9 protein-coding genes and 2 tRNA genes are annotated in these 15,846 nt (G+C 58.5%); 2 read left to right on the forward strand and 9 right to left on the reverse strand.

Going from position 1 to position 15,846, the window contains the following annotated elements; all coding sequences use genetic code 11:
• Positions 1 to 228 precede the first annotated feature (228 nt).
• From ligA to Q1A74_RS06020, 5 genes are all read right to left on the reverse strand, one after another.
• Positions 229 to 2,265 carry an NAD-dependent DNA ligase LigA gene (ligA, locus tag Q1A74_RS06000; RefSeq protein ID WP_299593493.1) on the reverse strand — a complete coding sequence of 679 codons (2,037 nt, stop codon included), beginning with the start codon at positions 2,263 to 2,265 and terminating at the stop codon, positions 229 to 231.
• 97 nt (positions 2,266 to 2,362) lie between these two features.
• A complete protein-coding gene (gene zipA / locus Q1A74_RS06005) occupies positions 2,363 to 3,814 on the reverse strand; it encodes a cell division protein ZipA (protein WP_299593496.1) in 1,452 nt (483 codons plus the stop codon).
• A 25-nt stretch (positions 3,815 to 3,839) separates the two neighbouring features.
• Positions 3,840 to 7,343: a chromosome segregation protein SMC gene (gene smc / locus Q1A74_RS06010; RefSeq protein ID WP_299593499.1), complete on the reverse strand. Its 3,504-nt coding sequence runs from the start codon at positions 7,341 to 7,343 to the stop codon at positions 3,840 to 3,842.
• 238 nt (positions 7,344 to 7,581) lie between these two features.
• On the reverse strand, positions 7,582 to 8,868 hold the full coding sequence (ccmI, locus tag Q1A74_RS06015) for a c-type cytochrome biogenesis protein CcmI (RefSeq protein ID WP_299593502.1): 1,287 nt from the start codon (positions 8,866 to 8,868) through the stop codon (positions 7,582 to 7,584).
• Positions 8,861 to 9,391: a cytochrome c-type biogenesis protein gene (locus tag Q1A74_RS06020; RefSeq protein ID WP_299593505.1), complete on the reverse strand. Its 531-nt coding sequence runs from the start codon at positions 9,389 to 9,391 to the stop codon at positions 8,861 to 8,863. Before Q1A74_RS06020 ends, ccmI begins: the two co-directional genes overlap by 8 nt.
• 185 nt (positions 9,392 to 9,576) lie before the next feature.
• Here Q1A74_RS06020 and Q1A74_RS06025 point away from each other — a divergent pair.
• Both Q1A74_RS06025 and Q1A74_RS06030 read left to right on the forward strand, forming a co-directional pair.
• Positions 9,577 to 9,652: transfer RNA gene (locus tag Q1A74_RS06025), tRNA-Val, on the forward strand.
• A 47-nt stretch (positions 9,653 to 9,699) separates the two neighbouring features.
• Positions 9,700 to 9,776, forward strand: a tRNA-Asp gene (locus tag Q1A74_RS06030).
• A gap of 141 nt (positions 9,777 to 9,917) precedes the next feature.
• Here Q1A74_RS06030 and Q1A74_RS06035 read toward each other — a convergent pair.
• The 4 genes from Q1A74_RS06035 to Q1A74_RS06050 form a co-directional block, all read right to left on the reverse strand.
• The gene (locus Q1A74_RS06035) at positions 9,918 to 11,540 is read right to left on the reverse strand and encodes a glycosyl hydrolase family 18 protein (RefSeq protein ID WP_299593508.1); all 1,623 of its coding nucleotides are present in this window, start codon (positions 11,538 to 11,540) and stop codon (positions 9,918 to 9,920) included.
• Positions 11,541 to 11,631: 91 nt separating this feature from the next.
• Positions 11,632 to 14,124: a glycosyl hydrolase family 18 protein gene (locus Q1A74_RS06040; protein WP_299593511.1), complete on the reverse strand. Its 2,493-nt coding sequence runs from the start codon at positions 14,122 to 14,124 to the stop codon at positions 11,632 to 11,634.
• Between the two features lie 513 nt (positions 14,125 to 14,637).
• Positions 14,638 to 15,261, reverse strand: a complete 624-nt coding sequence (locus Q1A74_RS06045) for a YigZ family protein (protein WP_299593516.1) — start codon at positions 15,259 to 15,261, stop codon at positions 14,638 to 14,640.
• Positions 15,224 to 15,805 (reverse strand): DsbE family thiol:disulfide interchange protein, encoded by a 582-nt coding sequence (locus tag Q1A74_RS06050; RefSeq protein WP_299593519.1) that lies wholly within the window; start codon positions 15,803 to 15,805, stop codon positions 15,224 to 15,226. Before Q1A74_RS06050 ends, Q1A74_RS06045 begins: the two co-directional genes overlap by 38 nt.
• Between the last annotated feature and the right edge of the window lie 41 nt (positions 15,806 to 15,846).

A 15,846-nucleotide genomic window follows, 5' to 3' on the forward strand; every position in this document is an offset into this window, starting at 1 on the left:
GCGCTAACCCCTACGCTGCCACCGCAACACAACTCGGTGCCGCCAGCAGGCCAATTCAAAAAACTAATTCAGCCAACTGTAACGGCGCAGCAGCCAGAATTCTACTGCCGCAATCCGACAAATTCGTATTCCGGTCGCATTTTCTATAACGACGGGTGATCAATTCGCCGGCAGTGGATGCGCTGTGCCTATCCAGGCTACAGATTGTGCAGAAAACAGCCGAACGCGTTAAATCTCGATACCCCGTTCACGCAGCATATCCATCAACCCCTCTTCGTCGAGAATGGGTAGATTGAGGTCGCGGGCCTTGTTCAATTTAGACCCGGCACCGGGGCCGGCAACGACGGTATGCGTGTTCGCGGAGACACTGCCCGCCACTTTGGCACCCAGGCGTTGCAGGTAGTCCTTGGCCTCACTGCGGGAGAGGGTTTCCAGCTTTCCGGTGAGCACCCAGGTCTGGCCCGCCAGCGGCTGTGTACCCGCCTCCTGCACCTCCGGCGCCCAGTGTACGCCGGCCTGTTTCAGCGCTTCAATTTCTTCCAGGTTGTGCGGCTGCTCGAAAAACTCTGCCACATAATGTGCAACGATGGGGCCCACATCGTCCACCAGTTGCAACGCTTCTGCGTCGGCCTGCATCAGCTGATCCAGATCACCAAAATGCTGTGCCAGGTTGCGCGCTGTGGCCTCACCAACTTCCCGGATTCCCAGTGCGTATAGAAACTTGGGCAGTGTGGTGCTCTTACTGGCCTCGAGGGCATCCAGCAGATTCTGCGCGGATTTTTCGCCCATGCGCTCCAGTGCGACCAGAGGTTCCAGGGACAGGTGGTAAAGACCGGACACGGATTTAAGCAACCCTTCGTCCACCAGCTGTTCCACGATCTTGTCGCCGAGACCGTCAATGTCCAGCGCCTTGCGTGAGGCAAAGTGTTTGATCGCCTGCTTGCACTGGGCACTACAGATCAGGCCGCCGCTACAGCGCGCAACCGCCTCGCCCGGTGTCGCTTCTACCGGAGAGTCACACACCGGACAGTGCGCAGGAAATTCGATATCGCGGGCGTCTGCGGGGCGACGGCTCTCAACCACGGACACCACCTGTGGGATCACATCGCCGGCGCGGCGAATCACCACCGTATCGCCCACTTTCACCCCGAGACGCGCAATCTCATCGCGATTGTGCAAGGTCGCGTTCGAAACGGTCACACCACCCACAAACACCGGCTCCAGGCGCGCTACCGGTGTGACAGCACCGGTGCGCCCCACCTGAAACTCCACGTCCAGAAGCCGGGTCATCTCTTCCTGTGCGGGGAACTTATACGCAGTGGCCCAGCGCGGGGCCCGCGCTACAAACCCCAGTCGTTTCTGCAAAGGGATGCTGTTGACCTTGAACACGATGCCGTCAATGTCGTAGGGAAGCTGTGCGCGCTTTTCACCGAGACTGCGGTAATACGCCAGACACTCGCCAATATTCTTCGCCACCGCCATTTCGCTGTTGATACGGAAACCCCAGCGGTTCAGCTGTTCGAGCACGTCCGAATGACGCTCCGGCAAGTCCCCACCTTCGACGACACCGACGCTGTATACACACAATTCCAGAGGCCGCTGCGCGGTAATACGAGAATCCAACTGGCGCAGACTGCCCGCGGCGGCGTTGCGCGGGTTTACGAACCCTTTTTCCCCGGCCTCGCGCGCTTTTTCGTTCAGCGCATTGAACCCGGCCTTGGGCATATAGATTTCACCGCGCACTTCGAGCACGGCGGGAACATCCTGTGCAAGTAGCTTCAGAGGCACTGAATAGATGGTGCGCACATTCTGGGTAATATCTTCGCCCACGGTGCCATCACCGCGGGTAGCCGCGCGTTCGAGAACACCACTGCGATACAGCAGGCTCACAGCAATACCATCGAGCTTGGGCTCACAGGCATATTCCACCGGCTCACTACTGTTCAGGCGATCACCAATTCGGCGATCAAAATCTACCATCTCCTCGTCGTTGAACGCATTGTCCAGCGACAGCATGGGCATCTCGTGACGGATCTGGGTAAACGCCGCCAGCGGCTTTTCGCCTACCCGCTGGGTAGGCGAGTCCGCAGTAATCAGTTGCGGATATTCACCTTCAAGACCCTGCAGTTCACGTAAACAGCGATCGTATTCGGCATCGGGTAATTCCGGGGCGTCGAGTACGTAGTATTCATAATTGGCGCGATTAAGAATTTCGTGCAGCTGTTGCGCACGCTGCTGAGTTTGCTGGGGGATATTTTTTGTCATTGTTCATCCGCAAAAATAGGGAATTCTTGCCGGTGGGAAGATATAGGGTTTTGTAGGAGCCTGCCTGCAAGCTCCTACGGGTGAATTATGTTCTGGGTCAGGCCTGAGCGCGGGCCAGGGCTTTGCGCCGTTGAAACTCCATCACGCGCTGGCGATAGTGTTCGGCAGTCTGGGCGGTGAATACGCTGCGGTTTTCATCCTTCAGCTCACCACCCAGTTGCTCGGCGATATTGCGCGCGGTAGAGAGCAGGGTATCAAATGCTTTCACGGCTTCCACCTCTGCGGGCAGCGCGAGGAACAGGCTGATGCCCGGGGTAGTGAAATCTTCCATCTCGGACATATCAAAAGTGCCAGGCACAACAATATTGGCCAGACTAAACAGCACCGGGCCTTCGCCCGCATCGCCACAGTGGTAGTGGAAAATATTCATTTCACCGAAGCGCAATCCGCTGGACAGCAGCACCCGCAACAGGTCATTGCCCTCAAAGCAGTCACCGGCGGGCGCCATGATATTGAGGATCAGCACCTCTTCCACTGCGCGCTCTTTGCGCGATTCGCTGGACGTATTGCGATTGCCCGCCTTCTTCGCACTGCCCGCTCTACTTTCCGCCTGCTTCGCAGAGCGGGATTCCCGAGCAGGCGTAACGGCCTTTTTAAGATCGGGGAATTTCAGTTCGGGGAGCTTGAGTTCCGGGGCCGACCAACCGGACCTGGCTGGGGCACTGCGTTCTTCGCTTTCCGCGGGCGCCTCATCGCTGGATTCGGAAACCGTCTGCAAAGATTCCAAGCTCACCGACTCATCCAGAGAGGGCTCGCGGCGGTCACTGGCCACGGGCTCTTCGGAAAGCCCGGCCATGGGATCGGCGGACGACTGGGTGGCATCTTCTCCCCAGGTTTCAACACTGGCTTCAACGCTGGTCTCAACCTGTGATTCCAACGTATTTTCCATCCGTGTTTCCACCACGGCACCGGGTTCCACCAGGGCATCCGCTACCGAATCCATCAGCATCGGAACCTGCTCTTCCAGGTTGAGAGCGACCTGCTCTGGCACATGCGGGCGCTGTCCGGCTTCCACAGTTGTGGACTCGCCATCTTGCTCACGCTCGGGCTTGCTGCCCGCCAGAGGCTTGCGAGAAGACTGGAAATTCTGTTGTACCTGACGGTTCACCTGAGTGGCGTCTTCCGGTTTGCGACGCTGCACAACCCGCACAGAACCCGGTAATTCACGGGAAATCTGGCGACGCTTTTCCGCCTCTTCCGGATCGATATATTCCAGCTCCGACTCGGTGAGATTCGCGGATTTACGCGGAGTTGGTGTTGTGCGGGGATGTTTTTGCGCCGCGGTTGCCCCAGAGCGCTCCGGCGCATCGACCGGGCGCGGCGCAGAGAGAATATCTTCGTTGCGGTCATCCAGATCCCGGCGCATGGAGCGGGACAGATTGCGGGATACTTTTACAGTATCGCGGTGCTTCAGGTAGGCGCGGCGCGCACCGTCCAGCACCACGCCGAGCAGTACCAGTGCCAGTAAATTGATCAGCCAGTTATCCATGTTTACGCCCCTCTCCCTGAGCCCGTTACGCAGACGCCAGTTCCGCGGCCTCTTCCACATCCACCGATACCAGACGGGATACACCCGGCTCATGCATGGTCACACCCAGCAACTGGTCGGCCATCTCCATGGCAATCTTGTTATGGGTAATGTAGATGAACTGCACGTGTTCGGACATTTCTTTCACCATGCGCGCATAGCGGCCCACGTTGGCATCGTCCAGCGGGGCGTCTACCTCATCCAGCATACAGAAAGGTGCCGGGTTGAGACGGAAGATGGAAAATACCAGCGCGATCGCAGTGAGTGCTTTTTCCCCACCGGACAACAGGTGGATAGTGCTGTTTCGCTTGCCCGGCGGGCGCGCCATGATCGCGATACCTGTATCCAGCAGGTCATCCCCGGTCAATTCCAGATACGCGTGACCACCGCCGAACACTTTCGGGAACAGCTCCTGCAAACCGGTATTAACCTGGTCGAAGGTCTCCTTGAAGCGAGTGCGGGTTTCCTTGTCGATGCGGCGGATGGCATTTTCCAGGGTTTCCAGCGCATCGGTCAGGTCGTCGTACTGACGATCGAGGTAGTTTTTACGCTCGGACTCCTGCTTGTACTCGTCGATGGCCGCCAGGTTGATGGGGCCGAGACGGGAGATCCGTGCCGCTACCAGTTCGATATCCTGCTGTACTGCTTCGATCGTCAACTCTTCAGGGAGTTCCTCCAGCAGCAACTCGAGATCGTGATCGGCTTCCTGCAATTGCTCGACCAGACCATTGCGCTGGGTTTCCAGGGTCTGGGCGACCAGTCGCTGCTGTTCAAGCTGTGCACGCACGCCCTGTAGTGCGGACTCCGCCTTGTGCCGATCCTGCTCTTGATTGCGCAGGCTGGACTCCACTTCTTCGAGTTTTTTGCGCGCTTCACCCAGTTCGTTTTCCACTTCAATACGCTGGGCGAGTTTGTCTTCGAGTTCCGCCTGGAAGTCCTGGGATGGATCCTGAGCCTCTTCCATTTGCAACTTCAATTGCTCGCGCCGCTCCTGCAGGCGTTCAACCTGCTCGCGCAGCACTTGCAATGTGCGTTCAAGGGAGACTTTCTGGGTGCGCACGGACTGTTCGCGCATGGCCAACTCATGGGCGCGGTCTTTGTCTTCACGGGCGCGCTGACGCGCTGTGTCCAGTGCCTCGCGCAACTCTTCGCGGCGGGCCAGCAGGGTCTCGCGCTGATCGGTGTCGTCGCTCATGGCCTCTACTGCTTCCTGCAGCTCCATGCGCGCTTCGGAAATGGCTTCAGCTTCCATCTCCTTCTGTTCTTTCACTTCGCTGATTTCCGCTTCAATGCGACGACGGCGCTCGTCCATCTGCTCCTGGCGCGCACGCTGTGCAGAAAGTTGGCTGCGCAGGTCGCCGGTACGACGGTTCAGCTGTTCCGCATTGTTGCGGGCCTGTTCAATACCGGACTCCAGCTCGCCGGCGCGGGTGCGCAGTTGCTGACGCTGCTCAGAGAGTTCCTCGATGCGCGCTTCGCACGCCTCCAGGGACTCTTCCAGACTTTCCAGCTCCTGCTTGCGCGCGAGCACACCGGCTTCCGCGTCAGCACCGCGGCTGACGCGCAGCCAGTTGGCGCCAATCCACAGACCATCGCGGGTCACTATGGATTCTCCCGCGCGCAATTGAGCGCGCTGGGCCAAAGCCGAAGTAAGGTCTTCGGCGGTGTAGATACCATCGATCAGGCCGACCAGGGATCCAGGCCCCTCAACCACGTCCGCCAGTTTGGGCAGGCCGCCAGTTGCCGACGCGGTAACATTCTGGCCGTCCACAAAAACAGCCTGACCACCGTTAAAACTCGCGAGGGATTCCTGCAGAGACTCAATCTGCTCAATACACACGGCCTGAAGCTGGGCGCCCAGTACCGTTTCCACGGCGGTTTCCCAGCCAGATTGGGCGCGGATCTGCTCTGCAAGGCGCGGGCGGTCTTGCAGGTTCTGCTGCTCCAGCCAGTTCGCGACCGACTTGCCCTGCCCCATAGCAGCCTGCTGTAACGCTTCCAGGGATGCCTGACGGCCTCGGCTGGTCTGGAGCTGTAGACGCTCTTTGTCCAGCTCTGACGCAATATCGGTTTCCCGGCGGCGCAGTTCAGAAAGTTGCTCCACCTGCTCGGAAATGGACTCACGCAGCTCCGTCAGCTGCATTTCCAGCTCGGCCAGCTCTTCGTTCTGCTGTTCCAGCTCGCTGTCATCTTCGGAGCCAGACAGGCTTTCTCGCTCGCTCTGCAGCTTGCTGATGCGGTCTTGCAGGCGCTGGGTGGATGTTTCGAGGTGCTGAATGCGGGACTGCTGGACTTCGGCCTTCTGGCGGGATCCGGATGCCCCCTGGTTGAATTGGTCCCACTCGTTCTGCCATTCACGCATCTGGTCTTCAGCGGTGAGCAGCGTCTGCGCGGACTCTTCTTCGGCAGCCTGAACCATCTCGAGATCCGGCACGATGACTTCAAGCTCCGCCTCGAACTCGACGGCCTTGCCCTGATCCGCCGCCAGCAGTGACTGAGACTCGTTGTATTCCTGTTCGGTGCGGGAATAATCCGTCTGTAGCTGGGTGTTGCGCTCACGGGCGTGAGAGATGCTCTGCTCCAGGCGCGCGATATCCGCACCAACAGAATAGAAACGGCCCTGTACTTCGTTAAACGCATCGGACAGGTCGTGGTAGGCCACGCGCTGCTCTTCGATGCCGGTATCGCAACTCACCTGGCGCGTAACCAGCTCTTCCACAGTGAGCTCCAGCTCGCCGATCTGCTGCTGCTTGGCCTTGGCCTGATCGTCCAGGTCTTTGTATTTCAGGGCCTGCAGGTGGGCCTTGTGGGTGCGCTCTTCATCTTTGAAACGGCTGTATTTTTCCGCTGCCGCAGACTGACGCTCGAGGCGCGACAACTGGCGGTCCAGCTCGTCGCGGATATCGGTGAGACGCTCCAGGTTTTCGTGGGTGCGGCGCATGCGGTTTTCGGTGTCGCGGCGGCGCTCCTTGTACTTGGAGATACCCGCCGCTTCCTCGATAAACACCCGCAGCTCTTCCGGCTTGGCTTCGATCAGCTTGGAGATCATCCCCTGCTCGATGATCGCATAGCTGCGCGGACCGAGGCCGGTACCCAGGAACAGGTCAGTCACATCCCGGCGACGGCACTTTTCACCGTTGAGGTAATAATTGTTCTGCGATTCGCGGGTCACCTTACGTTTGACGGAGATTTCGCTGAACGCAGCGTACTCCCCGGTCAACTTGCCCTCGGAGTTGTCGAATACCAGTTCGATGGAGGCCTGCCCTACTGGCTTGCGCCCGCTGGAGCCATTGAAAATGACGTCCGTCATGGAGTCGCCGCGGAGGTTCTTCGCGGAGGATTCACCCATCACCCAGCGCACCGCGTCGATGGTGTTGGATTTACCACAACCGTTGGGGCCGACCACGGCGCTTAGGTTGGAGGGGAAGTAGACGGTGGTCGGGTCGACAAAAGACTTGAACCCGGCCAGCTTGATGCACTTCAAACGCATGGTCTTGAAACTCGGTAATACCCGTCGCCCGTACGGTCACATTCACCGCCGCCGCGCGCTCTTCGTTGTAATCTCAGGAGGGACCCGGCCGTCACGCCGCCAGATCGCCGATTTGTCTTTGCAAACCGCCGATTGTACATGGCTGCGGGCGCGGTTTCAGCGCTATTTTTGACCGCCCCGCTCCCAACTCACTCCCCACCAAAGGGGAAGGGCCACGGGCCGGTCGCGGGCAGATTGGTTAGATTTTCTGGTCGATCAGAATTTGCAGAGGCTTACCCCAGTCGGCGCGGGGCAGCGTTTTGATCTCACCCTGCCAGTCGCCCGGCGCGGGGCGAGCATTGCCGCCAATCGCCAGCCGTGCCACTACCTGCACCTCATCGACAGTTTTGAGGCTGCGGCCGGGCATCATCGCGCGGGATTCATCCAGCACCACTTCCGCAGGCAGGTCCGCCGCGCTCAGACGAACGATCGCCAGCGGCATGGGGCTATCGGCAGTGCGGGCGTAGATAAACACCGGGGTATCCGGTGATGACTGAACAGTATCGGCGAGCGTGACGTTCACTACGATACGGTTGGCTGCGCCCGCCTCACCGGTCACTTCGCCCTGTCCTCGCTGTTCCGCTGCCGGCTCAGACTCGCTTGATGGCGCATCAGCCACCGCCACCTGACCGCCCGACTCCGCCATGGCCTGCTCGGCACGAGCCACACCTGCGGCCAGCGCCTGCGCAGCGTTACTACCCGGCGTCAGCTGCGCCAACGCGCGCTGCCAGAAGGATTTTGCACCACTGAAGTCTTCGCGATCGAACGCAGCAATACCGGCGAGGCCGAGCGCCGTGGTGTTGTTGGGCTGGACGTCCAGCACCTGACTGACTTCACTCAACACCTCCTGCGACATTTTTGACCCATTGGCAAAAAACAGCGCCTGAGCCATCTCCGCACGCACGTTCGCCGCTTCCGGTTCGTGCGCCACGATATAGCGGTACTGAGTGACGGCGCCCTGAATATCGTTGCTCACCAGCAGGCGCTGAGCCAGCGCATAGCGGCTGGACAGATCCTGGGGATGGGTTCTCGCCCGCTCCTGCAGCTGCTGGGTAATACGTGCTTCCACCACCATGTCAGATGCACCGGAGTGGCTGCTGGCGATATCCCGGTACAGAGCCAGGTCGTCGTACGCACCCCAATAGAAATACAGACCCACCGCAGCGAATGGCACGGCAAACGCCAAGGCAAACAGCAGCCCGCGACCACCAGTGCGGGCCGCCGAAAGCTGGTAAGCCTTACCCTCTTCCGCCAGCAGCTTGCGCCCCAGTTCGGTCTTCAGCGACGCATACTGGGCGTCATCCACCGCGCCACTGGCACGAGAGACCTCGAGCTCCGCAAGATGTTCGCGATAGAGCACCGCCTGCGCACTGTCTTTGCCGGGGCTTTCTTCTTGCCTCTGGCGCCTGGTCCGGAACATGGGCCAGGCAATAAATGCAGCCAGCGGCAACAGCAGCAGCGCCAGAATCAACCAGAGATCAATCATTGTGTTTACTTCCACCCTGTTCGCTACTGCTCAGCAACTGCGCCAGACGCTGCTGCTCTTCCACACTCAACTGGTCCGTCTCGTCATCCTGCCGGTTACCGCGACCACTGCGCGAGCGCGCCACGATCACGATCAGAGTCAAAAGCCCCAGCGCGGCAAATATTCCCGGGGCGACCCAAAGAGCGACGGTATTGCGCTGCAGCGGCGGACGGTACAATACGAAGTCGCCGTAGCGTGCCACCATATACTCGTTAATTTCCTGATCGCTGAAGCCTTCTTCCAGCAACCGCCGGATTTCACGGCGCAGGTCCGTGGCCACCATTGAGTCGGAACCGGCTAGATTCTGGTTCTGACATTTTGGGCAGCGCATTTCTTCAATCAGCACCTGGTAGCGCGCCTGCAGCTCGGGGCTGGACAATTTCTCCACCTCCACCGAAGCGCGGGCGGAAGAAAAGGGCATGACCACAGCGACCAATAAGGTCAGCACAAGCAACAGCGGTGTTCTGTAGAATTTAATCGGCACTGAATTTCTCCGGCGGAAACTGCGCGGATTATAGCAGCGCAATGACGCCCCGACACGCTTTGCCGGCACCCACCGCAACCGCCTTCCAAAGCCCAATAGTGGGCTTAACTCTTTGAATCACAAAAAAATTTCAAAAAGCGTTGACGCCCAAAAAAATATCATTACTATACGCAGCTCCTGACGCGGGGTGGTTAGCTCAGTTGGTAGAGCGGCGCCCTTACAAGGCGTAGGTCACAGGTTCGACCCCTGTACCACCCACCACTCCTTTCATCTGCTTGGCAGATTTTTCAAAGGAAGATCAGGAATGCGGACCGGTAGTTCAGTTGGTTAGAATGCCGGCCTGTCACGCCGGAGGTCGCGGGTTCGAGTCCCGTCCGGTCCGCCATATACAGAAAAGGCTCACACGAAAGTGTGGGCCTTTTTTGTATGTGTTTCTCTCCCGGATTCACACCATCAGGTGCACACCACCGCCAGAAAAGCCCGCACCGGAGCGCAGGCATTTTCTGTTAACGGGCTTCAGTGTTCTTTAGAGGTCATCCAGAAAAGCTCGGTGCTCGGTCGAGAACTCGAAGTTATTGAATTTATCCCAGTTGATCGACCAGGTCATCAAGCCACCCAGCCCCGTCCAGCCGGTAGCGGTATGCGGCGTATAAGTGGTGCAGCCCTCCAGCTTCACAAGACAGTTCAATGCCGCGTGCACCTCACTGACCGATGTAAATCCGCCTCCGGCGTTTACATTCGCGGGCAAGCCAATTAGTACCTGATCCTGACGCAATGGTGGAAAGTAGTAATCTGGATTTCCACCGATGTTAAACCCGGTTAAAACCATATCCGCCATGGCGATATGAAAATCCGCCACACCCATACTGTGATACTGATCGTCCAGACCGATAATTGAGCCCGAGTTGTAGTGCTGCACCTGCAGCCAGTCGAGCTGATCACGCATCGCGTGAATCACCGGAAGGTACGCACCCGCACGGCGATCACAGCCGGAACAGGACCCACCGTAAAAGCTGTAGCCCAGTTGCACAAAAAACGTTTCCGGAGCCATGGTGAGCATAAAGTCTTCACCGTAATGCGATGTCAGCGCCTGCAGAGCTTCGATCAGGTGCACAATGACCGGTGTCGTCGGATTACGGAAATCTGCATCGCCTGCATCCAGTTCCAAAGAGTGCCCTTCAAAGTCCACGTCCAGCCCATCGAATCCGTAACGGTCGATAATCTCAATCATGGAAGCGACAAAATTATCCCGCGCGGCCGGGCTTTCCAGGCGTACCTGACCATTAGCGCCACCGATACTGATGATGATTTTTTTACCGGCGGCCTGCTTGGCCTGAATACCAGCGATAAAGTCCTGCTCGTTAAACAGTGGATCCAGAACAAAACCAATTTCCCCCGGCGCAGCTCCGGTGGGTTCGGCAAAGGAAACATTGATTGCGTCAAACGCATCGGACACCTCACCAATAGGGATGACGCCGGAGCCGTTATCAAAGTTGTGCCAGTAGCCGGAAATCAGGCGGCTACTATTGCTGCCGCTGGAGCCGCCAGAAGAACTGGAAGTAGAGCCGCTGGACGAACCAGATGAAGAACTACTCGAGGACGACCCGCAACTGGCTGCCAGCGTCCATGCGTGATCCCAATAGGCCCCCTCCCCCGGCGCATACGCCCAGCCAGATTCCGACGAACACCAACCGGCCACATCGCATATATATTCTTTGCCAATATTCTGTACCCGCTGACCCGCGCTGTAACTGGCACCCGCAACATACTGCGGCGAGCTACAGGTACTGCCACCAGAAGAAGAGCTGGACGAGGAAGAACTGCTGGATGATGAGCTCGAGGAGGAGCTTGAGGAGGAACTGGATGAAGAGCTGGAAGATGAGGACGATGAGCCACCGTCATCGCAGGCGCCGAGTGCCGTCCACTCCTGCCACTGGCCAGAAAACTGCGCAGGATTCTTGCCCTGGTTCCACCAGTTCGCCTGATAGGCGGCAACCTGATGCTGAACCCGAGCACCGCCATGGTAAGCGCTGCCACTATCCCAGTCCGCGAGACCAGTGCAGTCCACTGCGAATGCGGCCCCACTGAGGATCGAGGCCAGAAAACCAAACAGGTAGCGATGAGCCGCCACACTTATAATGTATTTCATTCGATCACCTTTATATTTATTTTTAAGCGTGAACAGGGGTGGCCCGATAACCTGGGCCACCACTTCCGCGTAGTGAAATGTTCAACGGCAATTACCGCAGCGGTGCGATCAGGGCCTCACACTCCGACTCGGTAATGTTGCGCCCGCATACCGGTATCTGATCCGCAGGATCGGCGTCGGCACTGTTCCCGGTCCGCGCATTACCAAGAACGTGGTTGACGGTGTTCAGGTTGTAACCATTGTCCTGCTCCGCCATCCAGAAAAAGATCCCGGCCAGGCCGTTGTCTTTCGCATACTGGGCCTTGAGCGCAACCGTGCGCGGGGTCTCTACGGAAATAAAGGCACCGATACTGTCGTTATAGAGGTAATCCGCATTCGCCTCCTTATCCGTATACAGCCAGAAGCCATTGCGCGGCGCCATATTGCGGTCCAGATAATTCTGGTACAGGTCATACCCCTCAATGACACCCGCCTCCCAGGAGCCGAGACCAGCAACACCGAGGATGAGATCTGCCCCACTCCAGTTGCCATCGCCATAACTACTGGTTCCGGTCAGACCGTAGGTGTACTCAGAAACATCCCCCGGGTTGGTGGCCTTCGAGCGGTGGTAGTTAGCGGCACCGATCATCAGTTTATTGGCTGGCACGCCAAGGCTGCGCAGGTAGTTCAGCGTCCAGTTCGCCGATGTACCGGCTGACGATCCGACGGCCATCGGGTTGATGTACAGCGGGGTATGGTGAGAGAGCTCCCGCTCCCAGGCGCCGGTCAGGTCATAGGTCATGGCATAGAGGCGGTCCATATATGGGTGCACCTGAGACCAGTCGATTTTTTCCAGACGACCGAGGCCCGCGGGGATCGCCGACGAGAGACGATAAGGCTTACCCGTTTTTTCGCTCAGCCAGTCCATGCCAGCGCGCAGCTCGCGAATCAAGATTGCGTAGTTTTCGCCATCGTCTTCACGAGCCATACCCACTACAGCGCCATCGCTGCCCGGGTATTCCCAGTCGATGTCCACCCCATCGAAATCGTATCGCTCCAGAAAGTGGACTACGGAATCGACAAAGACTTTGCGGCGCTCTGGATCGTGCGCCATCCACGGGAATCCCTCTGACAGCGTCCAGCCACCAATGGATAGATCCAGCTTCAACTGCGGGTTTTGCTCCCGCAACTGGTACAGCACACCGAACACGCCACCGACCTTGTCTTTATCCAGCGCGTACATACTCTCGGTACCAACCACCCCGTTGGGTGCAACCCCCACATCCCGCAGGAAGGCCGCCTCGAAATCGGCCACTGCCATGGCACCGTCAGGCAATGCACTCTGGTTACAGGTGCGCATTACCGCTGCCGGGGCGGAGGTTGGGAAGCCACCATCCTGCTCGTTTTTCGCATCCGGGTAACAGATACCGGCAAACCCGTAGACGATGCGATCCAGATTGGATGCCGGAAGCTTGGTGAAATCATAGCGGCGGCCGTAAATGGCCCAGTCACCGATATAAGTTACGATCTCCGTCCCCGCACTCAGGTCGTAGGTGTTGTGATGCAGGGGCAGGTTACCCGGAACCAGCTTTGAGCCGCGCGCACCGTTGTCGACATCCAGCCCGCCGTGATCTCCCCCGTTATCCGTGGCGGGATCGACGCCACCTTGATTCCCCGCCAAAGCGGATTGGGATGCAGCGATGCGCGCACTGCCAATCGCGCCGGTTGGATTCACCACCCCGGCATTCAGATTACCTTCCACCGGCTGCGCTTCGCCGTAATCGATGTCATTGGGAATCGGCACCGGACAAAGCGCATCATCGGGGTAACCGGCTGTTTCCCACTGACCGGGATAGGCGGTGTTATCGGGCGCAATGGAATGGGTATCCACCAGCGCGCGGTAGGCAATTCCCTGATAAGCAACAATGGTTCCCTGCGTGTACAGGGTGCCAGTCTGCCATTCCACTGCACAGAAATAGACGTCCGGTACCGAACCACCACCACTGCTGCTTCCGCCGCTACTGCTCCCGCCTGCACAGGCTGCCGCACTACTTGCGCTCCACGCGTGCTCCCAGGCCCAGCCGATACCCGGTTCATAGGCACCATTTCCAGATGAGCACCAACCGGCTACATCACAGCGGTAAAATCCGCTGCCATGGGCAACCACAGCGCCCGAGGTATAGGTATCTCCGGCAACGTAAACAGGGCAATCACCACCCCCGGACGAGCTGCCGGAACCCGAACTGGAGCCCGAGCTGGAACTACCGCTACCGGAACCCGAACTGCTTGAGCTCGAGCTACCGGAACTCGAACTACTTGAGCTGCTGCTGGACCCGGGGGCATCGCAAGCCCCGAGGCCAGACCACGCATTTGCCCAGGCCCACCCGGATTCGGGTGCATAGGCACCGCCCTGGCTGCACCAGCCACCAACCTCACACCGGTACGCATTTTCTCCACTGCGCACCTCGGCACCCGTGCCATAGCTTTCGCCGTCGATATATTCCGGCGTAGTGGAACAGTCGTAGGCGGTTGCGAACCCGCTGCCCACCAGGCTGAAGCCCAATACGCCGGCGTGCAAAATGGCTCTTATTGTTATTTTTCCCATGTATCTTCTCCGAGTCGAAAAGTCGTTGTGGCGGCAAGGCGCAAGGCCGTACCAGAAGGGGAAACTCACGTGTCGTCCTGATGGGACATCACCGGGTAGAAAGCGGAGAGATAAAAAAGGGGGGAATAGCGATCACAAACGAGAATGAAACCGGGAGACTCGGAAGCGAGGCCCAGCGCCCCACACCCCGCCGCGGTACCACTGCGGTTGCAGAGCCAGCGCCACAACGGGCGCCGGCACCTTCCATCGGCGTACGCAGCCCTGGATAAAAGGTGCGCTGATGGCTGTGTTGTCGGCTTTTGATCGACAGCGCTGTCAAACTACCCAGCAGGTGACAACGCTGTCAACACGATGGAGGGGTCCTGCGCCAGGAATTTTCAGTATTGCCAACAGAGATCTTCACAAGCGACATAGCCTGCACGGGCGTGCCAGACACACCGGCGAATTTGCGCTAACCGCTTTGAACGGTGGAAGAGTGAATCGACAAGGAGGACAACCGGTATGGCAAACCAGTCAGTGGCAACCGGGCTCCGGGTAGCCCGGAACATCGTCAAAGGTAAAACCCTCAGAAACCAGTTTTTCCCGCAGGGCGGACCATTGATCCGCAGGCAACTCGACGTCTACGCGTACCCGCTCGCTGTAATGCACGTCGCCACAGACACCACCGTACTGAGAAACAAGAAAACGGACGCGGGATTCGCCCGCGAAATCGCAACCGATATTCTGGCTCAACAACGGCACGTGAATCTCCAGCGCCACCGACTGCAGCGCAGCCCCCACTGCACCCCGGTAAGCCCGCATCAATCCGCCGACACCCAGCTTGGTTCCGCCGAAATAGCGCGTGACAATGGCGCCCACATTACCTACCTCCTGCTTCAGCAGCAGCTCGAGCATGGGGCGCCCTGCACTGCCGCCGGGCTCACCGTCGTCATCGGACTGCATTACCTCGGGGTTGGCGGGGCTGCCGATGACCAGCGCGGTGCAATGGTGGGACGCGTCCGGGTAACGGGCACGGATGCTGTCGAGCTCACGCAAAAAAGCCGCTTTATCGGTTACTGGCCCCAGCCAGCAGATAAAGCGGCTCTTTTTTTCTTCCGTTTCAGTGACAACGGGCGAGCAGGGAATCTGATAACTCACCGGAAAACGCGTCCCATTCCTGGCTCTGTAAACGTTCGTAGAGGGGTTGTAGTTTGGTCTGCCACACTTTGTCGTCTACTACACCGACGTGTTTGCAGCGGATGGTTCCGCCAGCATCGACCAGAAACGTCTCCGGTGCGCCAAAAACACCGAGATCCATTGCCAGGCGCCCCTCTACATCAGAAACCGAAAACAGATAGGGGTTGTGGAATTTTTCCAGCCACTTTTGCGCGGCCTCATTATCGTCTTTCAGGTTGATGCCAACGATCGGCACGCCCCCGGCCGCCAGGTCATTGAGATACGGATGCTCCACCCGGCAGGAGATACACCAGGTAGCCCACACGTTCAGCAGCAGCGGCTTTTTCGGCAGGTCGGATTTTTTCAGCTCACGGTTGGATTCCACATCCAACAGCGCAAATTCGGGTACCGGCTTGTTAACCAGTGCAGACGGCATATCCTGTGGGTTCAACGAAAGGCCGCGCCAGAACAGCAGTGCCAGCGCGGCGAAAATAATCAAGGGAAGAAACAGTTTCAACCTGGCCATCAAGGTTAGCAATCCTTCTAAATCAATCCAGCTTCAATCCG

Origin of the sequence: uncultured Microbulbifer sp. (assembly GCF_947504145.1) — a bacterium.
Lineage (GTDB): Bacteria > Pseudomonadota > Gammaproteobacteria > Pseudomonadales > Cellvibrionaceae > Microbulbifer.